The organism is Magnetococcales bacterium, assembly GCA_015231925.1.
Lineage (GTDB): Bacteria > Pseudomonadota > Magnetococcia > Magnetococcales > JADGAQ01 > JADGAQ01.
In genome coordinates, this window is record JADGAQ010000072.1 from 1 (window position 1) to 19,554 (window position 19,554).

The 19,554-nt window shown below is 60.2% G+C and carries 20 protein-coding genes; 9 read left to right on the top strand and 11 right to left on the bottom strand.

What is annotated here, in order from left to right:
- Positions 1–102 precede the first annotated feature (102 nt).
- Positions 103–2,466, bottom strand: a complete 2,364-nt coding sequence (locus tag HQL56_09590; protein MBF0309768.1) for a DNA internalization-related competence protein ComEC/Rec2 — start codon at positions 2,464–2,466, stop codon at positions 103–105.
- A gap of 385 nt (positions 2,467–2,851) precedes the next feature.
- Between HQL56_09590 and HQL56_09595 the strand changes: the two genes are divergently transcribed.
- Entirely contained in the window at positions 2,852–3,118 is a 267-nt protein-coding gene (locus tag HQL56_09595) for a hypothetical protein (GenBank protein MBF0309769.1), read from the top strand.
- Between the two features lie 87 nt (positions 3,119–3,205).
- Here the strand turns inward: HQL56_09595 and HQL56_09600 are convergent, their stop codons facing one another.
- Positions 3,206–3,784: a hypothetical protein gene (locus HQL56_09600; GenBank protein MBF0309770.1), complete on the bottom strand. Its 579-nt coding sequence runs from the start codon at positions 3,782–3,784 to the stop codon at positions 3,206–3,208.
- Positions 3,785–3,822: 38 nt separating this feature from the next.
- Between HQL56_09600 and queA the strand changes: the two genes are divergently transcribed.
- Positions 3,823–4,890 (top strand): tRNA preQ1(34) S-adenosylmethionine ribosyltransferase-isomerase QueA, encoded by a 1,068-nt coding sequence (gene queA, locus HQL56_09605; protein ID MBF0309771.1) that lies wholly within the window; start codon positions 3,823–3,825, stop codon positions 4,888–4,890.
- Between the two features lie 45 nt (positions 4,891–4,935).
- Positions 4,936–6,060 (top strand): tRNA guanosine(34) transglycosylase Tgt, encoded by a 1,125-nt coding sequence (gene tgt, locus HQL56_09610; protein MBF0309772.1) that lies wholly within the window; start codon positions 4,936–4,938, stop codon positions 6,058–6,060.
- On the opposite strand, the gene HQL56_09615 is transcribed toward tgt, so the two are convergent.
- A complete protein-coding gene (locus HQL56_09615; protein MBF0309773.1) occupies positions 6,024–6,911 on the bottom strand; it encodes an MBL fold metallo-hydrolase in 888 nt (295 codons plus the stop codon). The genes tgt and HQL56_09615 overlap by 37 nt on opposite strands.
- A gap of 36 nt (positions 6,912–6,947) precedes the next feature.
- Positions 6,948–7,790: an HDOD domain-containing protein gene (locus HQL56_09620; GenBank protein ID MBF0309774.1), complete on the bottom strand. Its 843-nt coding sequence runs from the start codon at positions 7,788–7,790 to the stop codon at positions 6,948–6,950.
- A gap of 306 nt (positions 7,791–8,096) precedes the next feature.
- On the opposite strand from HQL56_09620, the gene yajC reads away from it, so the two are divergent.
- The 5 genes from yajC (at position 8,097) to HQL56_09645 (ending at position 11,888) form a co-directional block, all read left to right on the top strand.
- Positions 8,097–8,468 (top strand): preprotein translocase subunit YajC, encoded by a 372-nt coding sequence (gene yajC, locus HQL56_09625; protein ID MBF0309775.1) that lies wholly within the window; start codon positions 8,097–8,099, stop codon positions 8,466–8,468.
- A gap of 26 nt (positions 8,469–8,494) precedes the next feature.
- The gene (gene secD, locus HQL56_09630) at positions 8,495–10,078 is read left to right on the top strand and encodes a protein translocase subunit SecD (GenBank protein MBF0309776.1); all 1,584 of its coding nucleotides are present in this window, start codon (positions 8,495–8,497) and stop codon (positions 10,076–10,078) included.
- Positions 10,079–10,113: 35 nt separating this feature from the next.
- A complete protein-coding gene (gene secF / locus HQL56_09635) occupies positions 10,114–11,064 on the top strand; it encodes a protein translocase subunit SecF (GenBank protein ID MBF0309777.1) in 951 nt (316 codons plus the stop codon).
- On the top strand, positions 11,061–11,429 hold the full coding sequence (locus HQL56_09640; protein ID MBF0309778.1) for a hypothetical protein: 369 nt from the start codon (positions 11,061–11,063) through the stop codon (positions 11,427–11,429). Before secF ends, HQL56_09640 begins: the two co-directional genes overlap by 4 nt.
- An 84-nt stretch (positions 11,430–11,513) precedes the next feature.
- Complete coding sequence (locus HQL56_09645) at positions 11,514–11,888, top strand: response regulator (GenBank protein ID MBF0309779.1); 375 nt, start codon at positions 11,514–11,516, stop codon at positions 11,886–11,888.
- A gap of 350 nt (positions 11,889–12,238) precedes the next feature.
- Here the strand turns inward: HQL56_09645 and HQL56_09650 are convergent, their stop codons facing one another.
- The 7 genes from HQL56_09650 to HQL56_09680 form a co-directional block, all read right to left on the bottom strand.
- A complete protein-coding gene (locus tag HQL56_09650) occupies positions 12,239–14,209 on the bottom strand; it encodes a cation:proton antiporter (protein MBF0309780.1) in 1,971 nt (656 codons plus the stop codon).
- Between the two features lie 156 nt (positions 14,210–14,365).
- Positions 14,366–14,671: a ribosome-associated translation inhibitor RaiA gene (gene raiA / locus HQL56_09655; protein ID MBF0309781.1), complete on the bottom strand. Its 306-nt coding sequence runs from the start codon at positions 14,669–14,671 to the stop codon at positions 14,366–14,368.
- Between the two features lie 135 nt (positions 14,672–14,806).
- Positions 14,807–15,697, bottom strand: a complete 891-nt coding sequence (locus HQL56_09660) for an ATP phosphoribosyltransferase (protein ID MBF0309782.1) — start codon at positions 15,695–15,697, stop codon at positions 14,807–14,809.
- Positions 15,698–15,701: 4 nt separating this feature from the next.
- Positions 15,702–16,400, bottom strand: coding sequence for a phosphoglycolate phosphatase (gene gph / locus HQL56_09665; GenBank protein MBF0309783.1), 699 nt, complete (start codon positions 16,398–16,400; stop codon positions 15,702–15,704).
- A gap of 19 nt (positions 16,401–16,419) precedes the next feature.
- Positions 16,420–16,962 (bottom strand): hypoxanthine phosphoribosyltransferase, encoded by a 543-nt coding sequence (hpt, locus tag HQL56_09670; protein MBF0309784.1) that lies wholly within the window; start codon positions 16,960–16,962, stop codon positions 16,420–16,422.
- Entirely contained in the window at positions 16,962–17,597 is a 636-nt protein-coding gene (gene metW, locus HQL56_09675) for a methionine biosynthesis protein MetW (GenBank protein ID MBF0309785.1), read from the bottom strand. The genes hpt and metW overlap by 1 nt, the downstream gene beginning before the upstream one ends.
- Positions 17,590–18,813, bottom strand: coding sequence for a homoserine O-acetyltransferase (locus tag HQL56_09680; GenBank protein MBF0309786.1), 1,224 nt, complete (start codon positions 18,811–18,813; stop codon positions 17,590–17,592). Before HQL56_09680 ends, metW begins: the two co-directional genes overlap by 8 nt.
- Positions 18,814–19,102: 289 nt before the next feature.
- Between HQL56_09680 and HQL56_09685 the strand changes: the two genes are divergently transcribed.
- On the top strand, positions 19,103–19,554 hold a 452-nt coding region (locus tag HQL56_09685), incomplete at its 3' end, for an FHIPEP family type III secretion protein (protein MBF0309787.1).

Sequence of the window (19,554 nt, forward strand, 5' to 3'; positions counted from 1 at the left end):
GGTGCGTCCGGAACGCAGGAAGATCGTGATGGCCGGTTTTCTGATCGGCCTCTTTTTGGGCAGCATGCTGTCGTTGCTGCTGGATTGGCGGGTACGGCGTCGTTAGTCGTAAAGGGCGGGAAAGAGGGTCAATACCTGGCCGTCGGAGCGCATTAGGAGGGTGCCCTGGCGGTCGGTGCGCCATGGCGTGGCGCCGCTTTCGACATAGCGTTTTTCCACCTCCGGATGAGGATGGTGAAAGCGGTTGTGGCGTCCGGCGCTGAAGAGGACATGGCGGGGCCGAAGGGTCGCCACGAACTCCCGTGAGCTGGAACTGTGGCTGCCATGATGGGGAGCCAGCATCACGGTGACCGGTTCGAGATCCTTGCGCGCCAGCAAGGCGCGTTCACCCGAGGCCAGCAGGTCGGCGGGAAAGAGAAAAGCGAAACGGCCCACCTCCAGTTTCCAGATCAGGGAGCGGTTGTTCAGATCCGGATGCGAGGGCAGCGCCGGTTTCAACAAGGTCCATTTGGCCAGGGGATCCTCCAATTGGAAAGGGCCTTCCAGTCTGCGGATCCGGGTTCCCACCTTTTCGGCGGTTTGCAACAGTTCCCGGTAATGGGCGTTGTTGGCCTCTTCTTCCCGAAACAGTCCAATCCACAACTCCTCGACCTGAAAATTGCGCAACAAACTTTTGGCCCCGGACATGTGGTCCATTTGGGGATGGCTGATGATGACCCGTCGCAAACGGGAGACCTCGTTATCCCATAGAAAGGGGGAGACCACGCCTTCTCCGATGTCGAAACGGGGGGAGTGGGGCCCACCGGCATCCAGGACGCTCCAGAGACCGTCTCCGGTATGCAGAACCACGGATTGCCCCTGACCGATATCGAGGATGGCGGCCTGAAAGTCCCCACCCAGAGTGGAGGATCGGGGCCAGAGGAGACCCAGGAACATCAGACCGGCCAGGGACAGTCTGAATGCGATGTGCCGGGCTTTGGGCAGGGCTGCCAGGGCGACATGAAAGAGCGCCAGTCCCGAAAGGGTGGGGCCGGCTAGACGCCACCAGCCTCCGGGGAGTTCGGGCACCGTTTCGGCCATCCAGGCCAGGGGAAGAAGGGAGGTGGCGAAGGCCTGCCACAGCCACTGTTGAAGGTTTTCCGAAAAGGCTCCGGCCAGCAGACCGGTCAGGCCCAGCGGCAGGGAGACCAAACCGGTCCAGGGGATGGCCAGCAGGTTGGTCAAAATACCCCAGGGGGTGAGCCGGTGAAAATTGTAGACCGAGACCGGAGCCAGCAACACTTCGAGAAAGAGGACGCTGGACAGGAGCATAACGAGGTGTTTGCGCCAGCCGGTCAGGTGCTGCAAGGCGCGCCAGCAGACCAGGGTCAGGGCGGTGGCCATGAAGGAGAGCTGAAACCCGGCGTCGGCCCATTGCCAGGGGTGCCAGGCGAGCAAAGCGATGGCGGCGAGGAGCAGGGCGCGGACCATCTGGTTTTCCCGACGCAGGCCCACGGCCAGCAGGAGGAGGCAACACATGATGACGGAGCGCTGCGTGGCCACGGACCATCCCGCCAGGCTTCCGTAAAGCAGCACCGGAATCAGGGTCAGCCATGCGGTCACGGGCTTCATGTCCATGCGCCGGGCCAGCGGAAAGGCCAGAAGCACCAGCAGCAGTCGCAGCAGGAAGAAGCTCCACCCGGCCACCATGCTGATATGGGAACCGGAGATGGCGATCAGATGATAGATGCCGGCGGCTTGCAGTCCGCTGCTCATTTCGCCGAGATGACCCCGGAAGCCGACCAGCATGGCTTCCGCCAGGCCCAGTTGAGAGCGGGGTACCAGATTTTCGAGTTGTTTGGCGATGGTGCTGCGCCAGCGGTTCAAGGTCCACTGGCCGGTATTGCCCAGAAGGGTAACGTTTCCGCTGACGTTTCCGCTGGCCGTTATGCCTTCCCGCAGCAGATATCCGGCGTAATCGAACGCTCCCGGCGTGCGATAGTTTCCGGGGGGTTGCAGTTTGGCCTCCAGTCGCACCCGGTCCCCGGGCAACAGGGAAGCCGGATTGCGGTAAACTGAGAGGAGCGCCTTGCCTTCGAGGGGGGTTCCATTCGCAAAGCGGACCTGATCCAGGAGGAGTTTCTGCCCGTCTTCACGAGTTTCCGCCTCCATGACGGTGGCTTCCAGGGTACGGCTCGATTGGGTGGGGTCCTCCGGGAGGGTGCTTTGGGGCGTTTGACCCCAGAAGAGGGAGAGGAGTCCCAGCAGGAACCCGGAGAGTACGGCGAGTCTGCTCGTTTGCCGACTCCAGCCGGGATGACCCCAGAGGGCGGTCAAGGCCAGAAGCATGAGAAGGATGGTCCAACGGGTCGGGGTGTCGATCCGTTCGCTCCACAGCAGGATGCCGATGAGCTGACCGAGCAGAAAGAGGATGGGGGTCGAATGGCGGGAGGGAGCCTTCATGGCGGGGGGGATGGCCGGAGGCATAAATGTACAGTAAAAAATGTGGTAACGGGGGTCGAGCGGGACACAATGTTAAACCTTAAAGTAATGTATATTTGCGGTCTTTGGGAGATTTTCAAAAAATATATCACCTAGAATAAGAATTCCGCACCGCAAAGAATAAATGGAAGGAGAGTTCCTTATGCTGCACTGCAAAAAGTCCTGACATGCAATAAATAGAATTTATAAATAGCCTGTCTTGATAAAATATCTTTGTGAAAGAGGGCCCGGAGAGGGGTGCCGAATCGGAAAAAATAGCGCAACATACTGATTTTAAACAAATTTATTTTCCTTGTGGTCAATGCTTGCCCCCCTATAATGGTCCCGACGCGCCAGTGAGGCAGTCTTTTCTCTCGACAGGAGGTTCCTCATGAGTCACGAGCCGCGCCCTCTCTTCCGCAGTATGGTGCTGGTGGTGTTTGGGGGTTTCATGATTACTGCCTTCACCTTGATCGGGGTGGTTGACGGAGCCGACGAGTTGATTCGGCAGGATGTGCGCCTGGGACCGGTTCTCGCCGCCGTGCGGGTGCTGGTGCCTCTTTTCCTGACCATGGCCTTCATCTACTTCCTGGCCAGTATTCGGAAATGCCAGGCTTGTGGCAAGATTTTGTTTTGGCGTCGCAGCGTCGCCGACTGACCGCCTCAAGCCATCGCCCCAAACCATCTGCGATTCAAGGGCCTGAAGAGGGTTGCCTCTTCAGGCCCTTTTGCGTTATTGGGCATGCTACAGATTGAGAATGATCACCGGAGAGGGCACAATGGCGACCAGGTTCTCCCGCAGATTGACGTGAAGCGGGGTGAGGAGTTCCAGCAGTTCCCCGGCGGAGTCGAAGCTCGCCATCTCCCGGAGCCAGGATCGGGGGTTGGCGTGGAGGAGGGTGATGCGATGCCCGGATCCCGCCAGCCCCACCCCCAGACGCAGGGCAGCCATCGCCGCTTCGTCCGGGGTCGGCGGCAGGGCGATGGCCAGATGCTTGGGTCCGACGGGGAGGTCCGCTGCCGGTATTCCGGGGTGGGGCAAGGCCACGATGACATCGCTGTCGTGAAGCCAGCGTCCCAGTTGGTAGAGTCCGGCAACGCCCGCCTCCCGGGGGAGGGCGGCAGGATCGCCGATACGGTTCAGATCGTGGCCACAGACCAGGCGTTGCCCTTTTGGCCAGTGGATGGGAAACCCCTCCGTAGCCAGAACCCCCTCGAACAGATGAAAGTAGCGCACCTCCCCGGCGCAACAGCGGCGGAAACCGGGGTCTGCCCAGGGATTATCGGGCAGGGAGGCGCGGGTCAGAATCAGTGTGCAGGTCATGACCGCCCCATGAGAGAGACGAAGGTTGGTGCCGAGGCATGGGTCACTTTTTTCAAGGGTTGAACGCCGATTCAACCGATTTGGGCGGACCGGACGATTACCTCTATCCCTTGCCGGACTCCGCCATTGCCCAGGAACCCGCTTCGCCACGGGATGCTTCCCGGTTGTTGGTGAGTCGGCCGGAGGGGGTGGAGGACCGACGGGTTGCCGACCTGGCGGAGCTGTTGCGTCCCGGCGATCTGCTGGTATTCAACGATACCCGGGTTCTGCCCGCAAGGCTTGCGGCGCAGAAACCCAGTGGCGGGCAGGTGGAAGTGCTGCTTTTGGGTCTGGCCGATGCCGAGGGGCGCTGGCCCGCCTGGATCCGACGGGGACGTGGCGTGCGACCGGGGATGGCCCTTCGGGTCAGCGAGTCCCTGACCTTGCGGGTGCTGGAGCGGCAGGAGGAGATCTTCACCCTGCAAATGGAGTGCGAGGATGCTTTGGCGGCGCTGCACCACCATGGCGCCACGCCGTTGCCGCCCTATATCGCGCCCTCCGGCTCGGAAGCGGTGGATCGCAGCCGGTATCAGACGGTCTTCGCCACCCAACCCGGCGCAGTGGCGGCCCCCACCGCCGGACTGCATTTTACCGAAGCGCTGTTGCAGCGCCTGCGGCAGGCGGGGATAGGGCAGGCGCGCGTCACCTTGCACGTCGGACCGGGCACCTTTCAGCCGGTACGGGTCAGTCATATCGCCGACCATGTCATGCATGCGGAGTGGTTTCAGGTTCCGGCGGAAACGGCGGCGGCCATCCGGCAGACCCGGGTCGGGGGAGGGCGGGTGGTGGCGGTGGGGACCACCACGTTGCGCGCCCTGGAGAGCGCGGTGGATGCCTCGGGCCAGGTGCAGCCCGTTTCGGGGCAAACCCGGCTCTTCGTTTTGCCGGGATTTCGCTTCCAGGTGGTGGATATCCTGATGACCAACTTCCATCTGCCGGCCTCGACGCTGCTGATGCTGGTGGCGGCTTTCGTGGGCCGATCCCGATTGGAGCGCGACTATGCCCATGCGGTCTCCGGCGGCTATCGTTTCTATTCATACGGGGATGCCGGTCTGCTCTTTCCCTGAGCGTGGCGACTGGCGCTTGTCCCGTGGCGGGAGAGTATCGGGATCATGAATCGTTTTGCCTTCAACCTGCTTCACGTCGACCCGAACGGGGCCCGGCGGGGGCGCTTCTTCACCCGTCACGGAGTGGTCGAAACCCCGGTTTTCATGCCGGTGGGCACCCAGGCTACCGTGAAAGCCATGAGCTCCGGCGAGTTGGCTTCGATCGGGGTCTCCATTCTGCTGGGCAATACCTATCACCTGCATCTGCGTCCCGGTGAGGAGCGGGTGGCCCGGTTGGGGGGGTTGCACCGCTTTATGAATTGGCCCCGCTCCATCCTGACCGATTCCGGGGGATTCCAGGTATACAGCCTGGGGGCCTTGCGCAAGATCACCGAAGAGGGGGTGACCTTTCGTTCTCATATCGACGGGTCGGCCCGCAAGCTGACTCCGGAATCGGTGGTGGCCATCCAGGCGGCGCTGGGTTCGGATATCCAGATGCAACTCGATGAGTGTCCTCCCTTTCCGGCCCCCCGTGAAGCGGTGATCCAGGCCACGGACCGTTCCATTCGCTGGGCGCAACGCGCCCTGGCGGTGGAACGTCCGCAGGGAACGGCGCTTTTTGCCATCGTGCAGGGGGGCATGCACGAGGATCTGCGCACCCGGGCGGCCCTGACCCTGCGGGAGATGCCCTTCGAAGGGTTCGCTCTGGGGGGGTTGTCGGTGGGGGAACCCAAGGAGACCATGCAGGCGGTCCTCTCTTACGCGCCGGCGTTGCTGCCCGTCGACAAACCGCGTTATCTGATGGGGGTGGGCAAGCCGGAAGATCTGGTCGAGGGGGTCTGTGCCGGTATCGACATGTTCGACTGCGTCATGCCGACCCGGAATGCGCGCAACGGGCAGATGTTCGTGCGGGGGGGAACCTTGAGCATCAAACAGGCGGCCTTCCGGGAGGATGATCGTCCACCGGACGAGAACTGCGGCTGCGAAACCTGTCGCCAGTACAGCCGGGCCTACCTGCATCATCTCTTCCGGGCGGGGGAGATTCTGGCTCTGCGCCTGATGACGCTGCACAATCTCTCCTATTACCTCTCCCTGATGGGGGCGATGCGGGAGGCCATTTCACAGAATCGCATGGCGGCTTTTCGCCGGGATTTTTACCAGGAGAAAGAGGCGTTTTCGCAGGCCAGATGAAGTTCGAAGGGGTTGCCGGAGGCTTCGTGTTCGGCCTTGACCGCTTCGAAGACGGTCTGCAGGGCGTCGTCACTGCGGGTGGGTTCGTGGTGGGTGAAAAAGAGGTGTTTGACCCCGGCATCCCGTGCCAGCGCCAGGCTGGTACCGTAGGAACCGTGACCCCATCCCCGTTTGGAAGGCAGATCCTCGGAGGTGTAGGAGGTGTCCGCGATCAGTACGTCGACCCCTCGGATGAGTTCGAGTTGCTGGGCGTGGCGTTGCGCCAGCAGACGTTCGTAGCTGGCGTATTCGGGATCGGCGGGGGCGTAGAAATTATAGGCCGGTTCGTGATCTCCGGTGAAAAAGAGGCTGCGACCGTTCGATTCGATGCGGTAGCCCAGGTTGATCACCGGATGGTTCATCAGCACGCCGGTAACGCTGGCCGAAGCGGTGGTGACGGTTTGGCCTTCCCGCAGGGTGTGAAAATGGAGATTGGCGGCCAGTTCCGCCTCCCGCACCGGGAAATAGATGTACTCCCACTGCCGTCCCAGGGTCTCCTGGATGGTGGCGTTTTTGACCGGGTCGAAGGCCCCGTAAATGTGGATGGTGTTTCCCGGAATGAAGGTTGGCAGCAGAAACGGCAGTCCCTGGATATGATCCCAATGGGTATGGGTGATGAACAGGTGCATGGTCAGGGGCAACTGCCCGAAGAGGGTCTGGGAGAGGGCAAAGATGCCGGTACCGGCATCCAGGATCAGGAGTTCCCCGGTATCGGTGCGCACTTCGATGCAGGAGGTGTTGCCTCCGGTTCGAACCGTTTTTTCACCGGGGACGGCAATGGAACCTCGTACCCCGCGGAAGGTGATCTTCATGGTGTGCCCCAGGTATCGGCTGGAACAGAGGAGACATCATAGTTCCGGAAGGGGCTCCAGGGTCGCCAGCAGCTCGGCGGGTTTGCCTCCCAGTTGTTTTTTGAGCCGGGCCGGCAGCGGCTCCTGAACCGGGCATCCGCCCTGTCCCGCCTTGGCCAGCACGGCGATCTGGTTGCCGACCAGGACGGCGTCCCGCAAGACGTTCCGCCCCGTCCACTCCTTGGCGCCATGGTGACTGCCCAGGCATTCGGTCAGGGCGACCGGCAGCAGCCACTTCTCTCCCAGCAGCGTGCCGATCTCTTCGTGATCGATGCCCAGTTCGCGTTGTTCCACCTCTTTGAGGGGGCGCTTCTCCTGCAGTGACAGGCGCCAGACCTGGGCATAGTCACCCGGCAGAGCGAAGCAAAGCAACCACTTGCCGACATCATGCAAAAGTCCGGCCACATAAAATTCCGACGGATCAAGGCATTGTGGATTCAAACGCAGGCCAATCTGGCGGGCATACCATCCGGTTGCCTGGAAGTGGGTCAAAAGAGCTGACGGATCGGGACTCTGATCACCGTTGGAGGGGAGAATTCCCTGTTGAACCGCTTTGAGAGCCACGTTCTTGACGGTATTGTAGCCGACAAGGGCCATGGCCGCGTCGATGGAGGCGATTCGCCCGGAGTGGCCGAAATGGATCAGGTTGGCGGCTTTGAGAACCAGCAGGGTCATGACCGGATCCTGGGAGATGATCCGGGCCACCATTTTCGGGGGGGTGGCCAGGGTCGAGGTGGCCTGCAACAGTCGATGCACGTTGCGCGGATGGGCCGGCATTTCGTCGGCCATCCGGATCAGGCGATGTTTCAGCGGGGTTTGGGACATGCCGGGCCGAGACACAACGGGTTACCTTCCTGCCCGCCGTGATGAGCGGGAATTTCCGTAGCCTGAAGAAAAAATCACCCAATACGAGGAAACAAGGTACAGCCACTCTCTTTCAGGCACAATCTTTTTTTAATGTGGAAATCTTACTGCCCCTTGGGCCGTTGACGGGTTACAATACCATGCTGGCTTGCGGAGGGGGGCGACTCCCCTGAAGTCAGAATATCCGTTGCAACCTTGCCAGCCGGGAGAAGGGGCGAGGGATTTGCGTCCATTCCCGCACTTCGAGCTGGTTTCATTCGACCTTTGCAGGAGATTGATGGCATGTTGGATCTGATCGCCAATGCGTTTGCCGAAGGCAATCCTCAGGAGAGCACGGCGGCTTTGATGAGCAATCTGCTCTTCATGGCGGCCCTGTTCGGCATCTTCTATTTCGTCCTGATCCGCCCGCAACAGAAACAGGCCAAAGCCCACAAGGAGATGGTGGAAAATCTGCAGCGCGGGGATACGGTGGTGACGGGCGGTGGCATGGTGGGACGCATCCATCGGGTGGAAGACGACCTGATCTCCGTCGAAGTGGGCGAAGTGGAGATCGATTCCCGTACCTTCAAGCCGGTGCGCATCAAGGTGAAGCGTCAAACCGTCACGGCGGTGACCACCAAGGCTTCCGGCGGCGATGTGACCGAAAAATCGTGATGGTCGTGGATACGAGGGTCTGAATCATGAGTCTGCGCTGGCGTTTCATCCTGGTGATGGTTGTCATACTGGTCAGCATTCAGGGTTCCCTGCCGACCTTTATGGGTGGCGTCCCTTCCTGGTGGCCCTCCTGGCTCTCCCACGTCAAGGTCAACCAGGGGTTGGACCTTCAGGGTGGACTCTATCTCCTCCTGGAGGTGGAGGTGGAGAAGGCCGTGGAACAGACCGCCGAAAACCTGGTGGACGATCTGCGGGCCCAATTGAAACAGGAGAAACTCCGTTTCCGTGGGGTGGAGCGAACCGGACGTGACCGGGTTCTGCTCAAACCGGCGGAGGAGGGCGATACGGCGGCGTTGCGCAAAATGTTCAAGGAGCGCTTCTCCAACCACGAGGTGATCGAGGAGACGGACAAGAGCGGTTTCACCGTGCGCCTCTCCGACCAGGAACAGAACGAAATCCGTCGCATGGCGGTGGAACAGTCGATCCAGACCATCCGCTCCCGCGTGGATCAGTTCGGCGTTGCCGAGCCCATCATCCAGAAACAGGGCACCAATCGGGTGTTGGTGCAATTGCCCGGCCTGAAGGATGTGGAACGGGCCAAGGCGCTGATCGGACGCACCGCCCGCCTTGAATTCAAGATGGTGGACCGCAAGGGGGATCTCGAAAAGGCCCTGGCCGGACGCATCCCCCCTGGGGACGAAGTCCTTTACGGCGAGGAACGCAGCGTCTCCGGAAAGATGGTCAAGCAGCCCTATCTGCTGAAAAAGCGCACCGTTCTCACCGGGGATCGGCTCACCGATGCCCGGGTCAACTTCAGCTCCCAGACCAACGAACCCTACGTCGGCATCAATTTCGACCGGGTGGGTGGCCGGAAATTTGCCGAATTGACCTCCGAGAACGTGGGCGAGTTGATGGCCATCGTGCTGGACAACAAGGTCTATTCCGCCCCGGTGATCCGGGAGAAGATCGAAGGCGGTCGGGCGCAGATTTCCGGCAGCTTCACCCTGGAGGAGGCCAACGACCTGGCCATCGCCCTGCGTTCGGGCGCCCTGCCCGCGCCGGTGAATGTTCTGGAGGAGCGTACCGTCGGACCTTCCCTGGGAAGCGACTCCATTCATCAGGGGCTGCTCTCCATGGCGCTTGGCAGCGGCCTGGTGGTGCTGTTCATGGTGGTCTACTACAAAGGCTTCGGTATCATCGCCAGTCTGGCGGTCATGTTGAACATCGTCATCCTCGTCGCGGGCCTGGCCTGGTTGGGGGCCACGCTGACCCTGCCGGGCATTGCCGGGGTGGTGTTGCTGGTCGGTATGGCGGTGGACGCCAACGTGTTGATCAACGAACGTATCCGGGAAGAGGTTCGTCTGGGCAAAAGCCCTCTGGCCGCCATCGATCATGGCTATGAAAAGGCTTTTGTCACCATTCTGGACTCCAACCTGACCACGGTGATCACCAGCGTTATCCTGTATCAATTCGGTACCGGTCCGGTGCGCGGTTTCGCCGTGACCCTGACCCTGGGGTTGCTCGTCTCCATGTTCACCGCCATCTTCGTGACCCGTGTGGCCGTGAACATGGCTTTGAGAAACCGCCGCGTCACCCGGCTCAGTATCTGAATCGGTCCCATCACCTACGGAAAAAGTGCTCCTCCATGGAATTGATCCACAAACGCACCCATATCGACTTCGTCAAGCTGACGCCGTATTCGCTTTTCCTCTCGGCGGTGATTCTGATTGCCGGGTTGGTCTCCTATCTCTATCAGGGACTCAATTACGGCATCGATTTTTCGGGAGGCATCTCCATTCAATTGCGTTTCGATGCTCCGGCCCCGATCGGACCGATCCGTTCCTCTTTGGACGAGATGCATCTGGGGGATGTGGTCATTCAGGAGTTCGGTTCCCCCAATGAAGTGTTGCTGCGTATCGAGGCCCAGAAGGACGAAAGCCGCAAGCAGTCGGAGCTGGCCAAGGAGATCGTGCGCAAGCTGGCTCCTCTGAACGTGGCGGGCAAGGATCTGGAAGTGCGCCGGGTGGAGTTCGTCGGACCCCAGGTGGGAAGCGAGCTGGCCTGGCAGGGCATCATGGCGGTGCTTTATTCCCTCGTTGCCATCCTGATCTATGTCGGTTGGCGGTTCGAATGGCGTTTTGCGCTGGGGGCGGTATTGGCTCTGTTCCACGACGTGCTGTGTACCGTGGGCCTCTTCTCCATTCTGCAGGAAGAGTTCACCCTGACCATCGTGGCGGCCCTGCTGACCATTCTGGGTTACTCTATCAACGATACCATCGTGGTTTACGACCGGATCCGGGACGAGATGATGCGTCTGAAGAGCGCACCCATGGCTGTGGTGATCAACGAAGCCATCAACCTGACCCTCTCCCGAACCATCATCACCTCGGGAACGGTGGTTCTGGTGCTGTTGGGTCTCTTTTTCGTGGGTGGAGAGGTGATTCACGGTTTCGCCCTGGCGCTGCTTTTCGGCGTCGGGCTGGGCACCCTCTCCTCCGTCTTCGTGGCCGCGCCCGTGGTGCTGTTGTTGGATCCCTACATGAAATCGGGGCGTCGCATGGGCAGCAAGGAAGTCGCGGAAGGAGAGCAGCCGTGAGCGATGACGATTACCATTTGCGCCACGAGGTGGTGCAAAGCAACTTCTCCTCCGAGGATGATCGTCTCTACGAGGAGTCCATGGCTTATCTGGAAAGGGAGGTGGCCGCAGGCCATTCCTGGGAGCGGATAGTCAAGGAGCTTCGCGTCGCGGATGTCGAATTGAAGGGTATCATCCTGGATGACTTCGTCAAGATCATCCTGGCCAAGCGCCATTTCCAGGGAGGGGAGACCCTGCAAGCGGTGGCCAACGCCACCCGGATTCCCGGAAAGGTGCTGGAGTCCGCCCGCCGCTCCATGTTGAAGGAAGTGGAAGAAGCGGCGATCAAAGCCCATCATCTGGTGCAGGAGCGCAAGCCTCACTAGCGGATTCATTTGAGATGGAACGAAGGGGTTCGGAGCAGAGGGGAGTGGTCCCCGTGGTTTGCCGAACCGGGAAGGAGCCGTCCGTTGGCCAGGATTCTGATCATTGATGACGATCAAGCCATCCGCGTGCTGCTGCGGCAGATTCTGGAAGGCGAGGGGTATGAGGTTCTGGAGGCCGCCAATGGCCTTGCCGGATTGCAGGTGGTGCATGAGGAGATGTTGGATCTGGTGGTGACCGATATGCTGATGCCCGAAGGGGATGGCATCGAGGTGATTTTGGAGTTGCAGCGGCTGCATCCGGGGGTTCGGGTTATTGCCATTTCGGCGGGTGGCAAAGGACTCAGCGCCTCGTTCAATCTGCATGTGGCCCGGGATTTCGGGGCCTTTCGCACTCTGGCGAAACCCTTCTCGCCGGCGGAAGTGCGCACGGTGGTGCGGCGTGCGCTGGAAGAGACTTGATATCCTTTCAATATGTTGTCTTTAAGTATCAAAAAAAGAAAATGTTCTCTCTTTTGGCTTTTTCTTTAAAAATAATATTTTGAAAAATTAAATCCAATCGTAACTATTCAGATATGCGGGGGTCCGGTGGGGATTATCCCCCCCGACGGGTCCAGGGCAGCGCCCTGGGACTCTTCCTTTTGTTGTTGACGTTCAACCCCATGGGGTCCAGGGGGCACTCCTGGGACTTTTCCTTTCGCCGTTGATCCGATCATGCTGCACTGTTCAGGTGTCTGAATAGTTACATCCAATCAAAGAGTCAACAGACAGAATATTTTCTTTTTTATTTAAAAGAGATAGCATATTGAAAGTCAACGGATCTCTCCCTGTCCCGCCAACAGAATGAACGCACTTCGCGCTTCCTGCGGACCCATGACCGCGACCAGATCCCCCACCTGAAAACGGAAATCGGAACGGGGCGAAACGTGAACCTCCCCCTCCCGTAAAATGCCGACTACAAGCGCTCCCGTCTGATTGCGCACGTCCGATTCCCCGATGGATTGCTCCAAAAAGGCGGCGTCTGCCGTCAAGGGAACCCACTCCACATCGAACTGCCTCTCCGCTTCCACAAGCTGAGTGGTGAAAATCGCCTCGTGACTCCCCCCTCCCATTCTGGAGTAGAGTTGATGCCGCTCATCCATGGCCAGCCGATGGATGACGGTGGGTGGCACCCCCAGAAAGATAAGCGCCTGCCGGGCCATGGCCAGACTGACTTCCAGATTGGGACACACCACGTCATGGATACCAAGCTTCAGCAGGGCCTGTAGATGATCATCGTTCGAGGTGCGGGCGATGATGGGCAGTTCCGGGGAAAGTTTGCGGGCTTGGGAAATGATCTCCCCACTCACGGCGAGGTCGGGCAGGGTGAGCAGAAGCAACCGGGCCGTCTGAATCCGGCAGGATTCCAGGATGACCGGTTGACGGGCATCTCCGTAACGGATGGGCAAGCCCAAGGCGTTGGCTGCGTCCAGATGCTTCGGATCGATTTCAATCAGCAGATGGGGCAAGGCCAGGTGGCGCAACTGGAGGGCAACCTGCCGCCCGACCGGTCCCGCCCCGACGATGACGACATGGTTGCTCAACCCATCTTCCGTCCTGGCGACGGTGTTCAGACGGGGATGGTTGCTGCGGCGTTTGATCAGGCCGTAAAGACGGGCCGTTTGGGAAGAGAGCAGGGGGGTGATCAACATGGTGATCACGGCAATGGTCAGGAAGAGGGAATAGTCGTCAGCGGAGAGCGAGCCGCCGGTGTGACCGAGTTTGGCCAACACGAAAGCGAATTCCCCGATCTGAAACAACCCCAGCCCGACGGCGAGGGGAATGACGTTGCCGTAGCGGAACAGTCGGGCGATGGCGTAAAAGATGGTCCCTTTGGCCAGACTGACGGCGAAGACCAGGGTGACCACCTCGCCGATATGGTGCAGCAGATACGCCGGATCGAGCATCATGCCGACGGAGACGAAGAAGATCATGGCGAACAGGTCACGAATGGGCAGCACATCGCTCAACGCCTGGTGACCGAAATGGCTGCCGCTGAGGATCATGCCCGAAACGAAGGCCCCGAAAGCGAAAGAGAGCCCCACGGAATGGGTGAGATAGCCGATACTCAAACCCAGGGCCAGGATGGCCATGGAGAAGAGTTCCCGGGAGTTCCAGCGGGAGACCTGTCTGACCAGCCAGGGTATGACGCGGGTGCCGGCGACGTACATGGCCAGCAGAAAGGCCAGGGCTTTCACTGCGGCCCAGCCCAGAATCGGCAGCCCCATGTCCGGTTTGCCGAGTTGCGGCAACACGATCAGCAGGGGCACCACCGCCAGGTCCTGCACGATCAGCATGCTGATCATGACCCGGCTGGACAGGGTTCCCATCCAACCCTGACTCATCAGGGTTTTCAACAGGACCATGGTGCTGGAGAGGGAGCAGACGGCGCCGAACCAGAGGGCCGTGGTCCATTCCATGCCGAAGAGGCGGCCGATGCCCAGGCCGGCGCCAAGGGTGAGGCCCATCTGCAGCGGGGTTCCGATGAGAGCGATCAGACGGACGGAACGGAGTTCCTTGAAGGAGAACTCCAGACCAAGGGCGAACATCAACAGGGCGACGCCAATTTCGGCCAGCAGTTCGATATCGTGAATATTGACCACCGTGACCCCGCCGGTATGGGGACCGACGGCAATTCCGGCGAGAATGTAGCCCAGAATCACGGGTTGTCGGAGGGCGTGGGCGGCTCCGCCGCACAACATGGCGGCGATTATTATAATAACGATATCAGAGGCAATTCCCATGATCTTCTGCTTCCGGATTCGGCGTCAATAAAATTAAAAAAGTTAATATTGTGCGGCGATTCCCCCCCGAATCAGGGTGTGTGAAGAGTCCACTCGGGCCCGAACCAACCGGGGGGGTATGCCCCCCCGGAGTCCCGTATTCCCTTGAAACGAAAGCTATTTGCGGGGATCCTTGGCTTTTTTGACGATTTCCTGGATCTCCTCGGTCAAGGTGTCGAGGGTCTCGTTGACCGCTTCCACCACGGTGGCGGCCTCCTTGGTGGCGGTAAGGGTCTGTCCGGGAATGTTGATCACGGCGGTCACCTCGGCCCGCTGTTCGTTGCGATGGGCCTTCTTCTCCACGCTGAGACGGGCGTGGGTGATGGGACCAAAGCGGCGATCCAGGTTTTCCAGGCGCTTTTCGATGCGTTCCCTCAATTCATTACCGATTTCGACCTGACGACCTTCCAGTTTGACATCCATTTGTATTTTCCTTTCGTGACGACGGACTCGCATCGGAACCCCAAACGGGGTGGCGAGGCAGCCCTTGTTCCCGTTTCATGGGGTGTTGAGCCATTTTCCCAAAAAAAAGACGCGATTGCATCGTCCAAATGCAATCTAGATCACCTTTTTGAGATCGTATTCCAGAATGCCGACGGCGCCAGCCTCCTTGAGCCGGGGAATCAGATCCCGAATCAGGGGGCGATCCACCACGGTTTCCAGGGCCACCCAGCGTTCCCCGCCTTTGGTGGCCAACTCGCTGATGGTGGGCGAGGTGATGGCCGGCAGGATGGCCAGAACCCCCTCCAGCCCGGAAGCCGGGGCGTTCATCTTGAGTACCACCTTGTGGCGTGCGTCGAGGGCGGCTTTGAGCAGAAGGGCGATCTGATCGATCTTGCGTTTTTTCCAGGGATCCCGACAGGCCTCGGGGTTGGCGATGAGCCGGGTGGAGGTGACGAGAAGCTCTTCGACGATGCGCAGTCCGTGGGCGCGAATGGTCGATCCGGTTTCAGTGATCTCCACGGCGGCATCCACCAGACCTTCCACCACCTTGGCTTCCGTGGCCCCCCAGGAGAAGAAGACATCGGCGGCGACGCCATGCTGTTTCAAATAGGAGCGGGTGAAATTCTCCAGTTCCGTGGCCACCTTGCAGCCTTGAAGATCGTGAACCGAGCGGATGGGCGAATCGTTGGCCACCACCAGCACCCAGCGACAGGCCTGGTTGGAGCTTTTGGAATAGTCCAGGGTGCTGATGACCTCCACCTTCTCCTGGCAGTCGCGTTCCAGGATCCAGTCGTAGCCGGTGAGTCCCAGATCGAGGGTGCCGTCGGCGATGTACAGGGGCATCTCCTGGGGGCGGACCAGGGCGCAGTAGAGATCGGGGTCGTTGATGGAGGGGAAATAGTTGCGGGAGCCGATGGACATCGACCAGCCCGCCTGGGCGAAGAGTTCCAGGGTGGCGTTTTCGAGGCTGCCTTTGGGCAGGCCCAGTTTCAGTTGTCGGGACATGGGATCAATTCTCCGCAGGCGAATGAAACCGCACGCATTCCGGCAAATCGCCGAAATGGCTGACCGTGAGCGCCGGGGACATCTCCTCGACGGAGCGGCCCCGGGTGTAGCCGTAGGTGACCAGGATGACGGGTATCGCGGCGTTGTGGGCCGCATCGGCATCGGTTTCGGAATCGCCGACCATGACGGCTCCCCGAGAGGGCCGCCCCAGGCAGGCGAGGGCGTGAAACAGGGGAGCCGGATCCGGTTTATGCACGGTCAGGGTGTTGCCCCCCACGACGCACGGAAAGAATGCGTCGAGCCCCAGTTGATGCAGCAGGGGACGAGTCAGTTGTTCCGGTTTGTTGGTCACGATACCCAGGGCGAATCCGGCCTCGGCAAGCCGCGCCAAAGCCTCCCGAACTCCCGGAAACGGCCGGGAATGGTCGGCGAGGTGGGCCTCGTAGTAGTCGAGAAATTCCGCAACCGTCTGATCGAAGGCCTCCTCTTCCCCAGGGCGAGGCTCCGTTTCTCTCCCGAAGCCGCGCGCCAGAAGGGTGCGCGCACCCCCTCCCACCAGATGGCGAACCGATTCGAGGGGCAGGGGAGCGCGCCCGTGCAGCCTCAGGACATGGTTGAGGGCGCCGCACAGATCCGGCGCGGTATCCACCAGGGTACCATCGAGATCGAACAACAGCGAATGACAGGGAAGAACCGTCACCATCAGGCGGGCTGACCTTATGTCAGGAGGCGGCCTGTTGCTGCACCACGGCGCCGATATAGGGCAGTTCCCGGTGTTTTTCGGCATAGTCGATGCCGTAGCCGACCACGAATTCGTTGGGAATGGGGAAACCCACGAAATCGGCCTTCACGGGCATCTTGCGGCGCTCCTTCTTGTCCAGCAGGACGCAGGAGAGAACCTGGGCCGCTCCCTTGGCGCGCAGATGGTCGATGGTGAAGAGCAGGGTGTTGCCCGTATCGAGGATATCGTCCACCAGGAGGATATGGCGTCCTTCCAGCTTCTCACGACAATCGAGCTTGACGGCGACGGTCCCGGCGCTGTCCATGCCGGCGCCGTAGGAGGAGAGGACCATGAAATCGATGGCGGGGTTGACCCCGACCCGATAAAGCTCGCGCACCAGATCGGCGGTAAAGATGAAGGCCCCCTTGAAGAGTCCGATGACGATGGGATCGGGGCCCAGACGCGGGGCGATCTCCTCCGCCAGGGTGCGCACGCGCTCCTGAAGGTCCATTTCCGAAATCAGGGTTTTGACGATATAAGGCATCAGGTGGATTCCTCAAGCAGGAAGACGGCCATGGGAGCCAGGAAGTTGGCTACCGGCAGGGGCAACCACTTGGCGAACTGGCGTTTCAGGGGGTTTTCGGGATGGTGCCCGCTGGAGGCCAGATAGACGGTTTGCACGATCTTGAGATTCATCTCCTGGCAGAGTTCGTGAAAGTCGAGAATCGTGCACATATGGATATTGGGGGTATCGTACCAGGCAAAGGGCAGGATGGGGGTGCGGGGCATGCGTCCGCCGAAGGCCAGGTGGGAGCGGATGCTCCAATGGCCGAAGTTGGGAAAGGAGACGATGCCCATCTTGCCGATGCGCAGCATCTCCTTGATGACGAACCGGGGGCGATGCACCGTCTGCAGGGTATGGGAGAGGATGACGTAGTCGAAGTGGTCGTTGGGATGCTCCGACAGACCTTCGTCGATGTCCCCGTGGTAGACCGGCACGCCGCGACGGATGCAGGCATGCACCCCTTCGTGGGAGATTTCGACGCCGTAGCCCTGAACGTTCTTGTGTTGAATCAGGTGTTCCAGCAGGGCGCCGTCACCGCAACCCAGGTCCAGGATGCGGGAACCGGGCACCACCATGTTGGCGATGACCTCCAGATCGATGCGCAACTCAGCCAAGGTGAGAGACTCCCCCGGTGATTTCCAGGAAACGGCGTTGCAGGAAGGTGGCCAGGGAGAGCTTGAACAGGGGCACGTCCAGCAGGAAGGAGTCGTGCCCGAAGGGAGAGGGGATATCCTGGAAGGTGACCCCCTTGCGGTTCCAGTTGAGGATCTTGACCAGTTCCTGGGAGCGCGAAGTGTCGAACCGCCAGTCGGTATCGAAGCTGACCACCAGAAATTTGGCTTTTACGGGTTTCAGACGTTTTGCCGTGGTTTCCGGATCCGGGAAGGGATCGAAATAGTCCATGGCCTTGGTGATGTACAGATAGGTGTTGGCATCGAACTTTTTCACGAAGGAGCTGCCCTGATAATAGAGGTAGCTTTCCACGGCGAAGTCGGTTTCGAAACCGAAGGAGAGGCGTTCGCGATTTTGCAGCTTGCGCCCGAATTTGTCGTGCAGACCCTTTTCGGAGAGGTAGGTGATGTGGGCCATCATGCGGGCCAGGGCCAGACCGTTTTCAGGGCGCCGGGTATCGTTATAGTAGTCCCCGCCGTTGAAGAAGGGATCCATGAGAATGGCCTGGCGGGCCACGGCGTTGAAGGCGATGTTCTGCGCGGAAAGCCGGGGTGTGGAAGCGATGGCGATACTCGCATCGACTTCATCGGGATAGTCGATCACCCATTGCAGGGCCATCATGCCGCCCATCGAGCCTCCGGCCACCGCCAGGAGACGATGCACGCCCAGGTGTCGCACCAGGGCGTGCTGCACCCGGACCATATCCCCGATGGTGATCATGGGAAAGCGCAGGGCGTAGGGCTTGCCGTCGGCGGGATTGATGCTGGAGGGGCCGGTGGTGCCGTCGCAACCGCCCAGATTGTTGGAGCAGATGATGAAATAGCGGTTGGTGTCGAAGGGTTTGCCCGGTCCGATATAGTCGTCCCACCAGCCCGACTTGCGATCCTCTAGGGAGTGTTTCCCGGCGGCGTGGGCATTGCCGGAGAGGGCGTGGCAGAGCAGGATGGCGTTGTTCTTTTCGGCGTTGAGCGAACCGTAGGTTTCGTAGGCCACGGTCACCGGGGCCAGAGTGCTGCCGGCATCCAGTTTCAGGGGCTGATCGTCGTCGAACAGGGTCACATGACAGGTTTTGACCAGGCCCACCGATTGCGTGGCTTCGGTTTGCAGACCGGAAGCGGGTGTATCGTCACGGGAGGGTATCGGGTTGGCGAGCGCCATGGCATGAAACCTGGATGATGGATCCCTGGAGGCTGTGAATACTGAAAACGCAACAATTCCATGGCTTGCCCCTCCGAGTCAAGGGTCACCCCTTGATCCGGGGCGCCGGTGGGGAAAAGGGTGTAAAAAGTGGGTAACGATGGACTTTATTATGTAATTTGGCTTAAAATTTGCTTTATGACTGGTTGCGGGCTATTCATAGGCCCTATCCGGCGAGGGAGAGCTACCTTTGGCTGCACTTGATTTTTCCCAGGCACTACCGAGGCTCAAGGGTTTTTCCGATGTGTTGATGGCTGTCGGGATCATCTCCGTATTGGCGGTGATGATCATTCCTCTGCCACCACCGCTGCTCGATCTCCTGTTGTCCGTCAATATCGCCATGGCCATCGTCATTCTTCTGACGACGGTCTATGTCCACAAGCCGTTGGAATTTTCGGCCTTTCCCAGCGTCCTGCTGCTGACCACCCTGTTTCGCCTGGCCCTGAACGTCTCCTCGACCCGTCTGGTGCTGCTGCACGGCTCGGAAGGGGAGTCGGCTGCGGGGGAGGTCATCCGCGCCTTCGGCCAGTTCGTGGTCGGGGGCAACACCGTGGTCGGACTGGTGGTCTTCTTCATCCTGGTGGTGATCAACTTCGTGGTCATCACCAAGGGCGCCGGGCGTATCGCCGAAGTGGCCGCCCGATTCACCTTGGACAAGATGCCCGGCAAGCAGATGGCCATCGACGCCGATCTCAACTCGGG

Excerpts from the sequence above, each read along its gene's own strand:
- queA (MBF0309771.1), top strand. The coding sequence starts at position 3,823 with ATGGGTCACTTTTTTCAAGGGTTGAACGCCGATTCAACCGATTTGGGC.
- HQL56_09615 (MBF0309773.1), bottom strand. The coding sequence starts at position 6,911 with ATGAAGATCACCTTCCGCGGGGTACGAGGTTCCATTGCCGTCCCCGGT.
- HQL56_09590 (MBF0309768.1), bottom strand. The coding sequence starts at position 2,466 with ATGCCTCCGGCCATCCCCCCCGCCATGAAGGCTCCCTCCCGCCATTCG.
- hpt (MBF0309784.1), bottom strand. The coding sequence starts at position 16,962 with ATGCCTTATATCGTCAAAACCCTGATTTCGGAAATGGACCTTCAGGAG.
- gph (MBF0309783.1), bottom strand. The coding sequence starts at position 16,400 with ATGGTGACGGTTCTTCCCTGTCATTCGCTGTTGTTCGATCTCGATGGT.
- yajC (MBF0309775.1), top strand. The coding sequence starts at position 8,097 with ATGTTGGATCTGATCGCCAATGCGTTTGCCGAAGGCAATCCTCAGGAG.
- HQL56_09660 (MBF0309782.1), bottom strand. The coding sequence starts at position 15,697 with ATGTCCCGACAACTGAAACTGGGCCTGCCCAAAGGCAGCCTCGAAAAC.
- raiA (MBF0309781.1), bottom strand. The coding sequence starts at position 14,671 with ATGGATGTCAAACTGGAAGGTCGTCAGGTCGAAATCGGTAATGAATTG.
- tgt (MBF0309772.1), top strand. The coding sequence starts at position 4,936 with ATGAATCGTTTTGCCTTCAACCTGCTTCACGTCGACCCGAACGGGGCC.
- HQL56_09595 (MBF0309769.1), top strand. The coding sequence starts at position 2,852 with ATGAGTCACGAGCCGCGCCCTCTCTTCCGCAGTATGGTGCTGGTGGTG.
- secF (MBF0309777.1), top strand. The coding sequence starts at position 10,114 with ATGGAATTGATCCACAAACGCACCCATATCGACTTCGTCAAGCTGACG.
- secD (MBF0309776.1), top strand. The coding sequence starts at position 8,495 with ATGAGTCTGCGCTGGCGTTTCATCCTGGTGATGGTTGTCATACTGGTC.
- HQL56_09650 (MBF0309780.1), bottom strand. The coding sequence starts at position 14,209 with ATGGGAATTGCCTCTGATATCGTTATTATAATAATCGCCGCCATGTTG.
- HQL56_09680 (MBF0309786.1), bottom strand. The coding sequence starts at position 18,813 with ATGGCGCTCGCCAACCCGATACCCTCCCGTGACGATACACCCGCTTCC.
- HQL56_09600 (MBF0309770.1), bottom strand. The coding sequence starts at position 3,784 with ATGACCTGCACACTGATTCTGACCCGCGCCTCCCTGCCCGATAATCCC.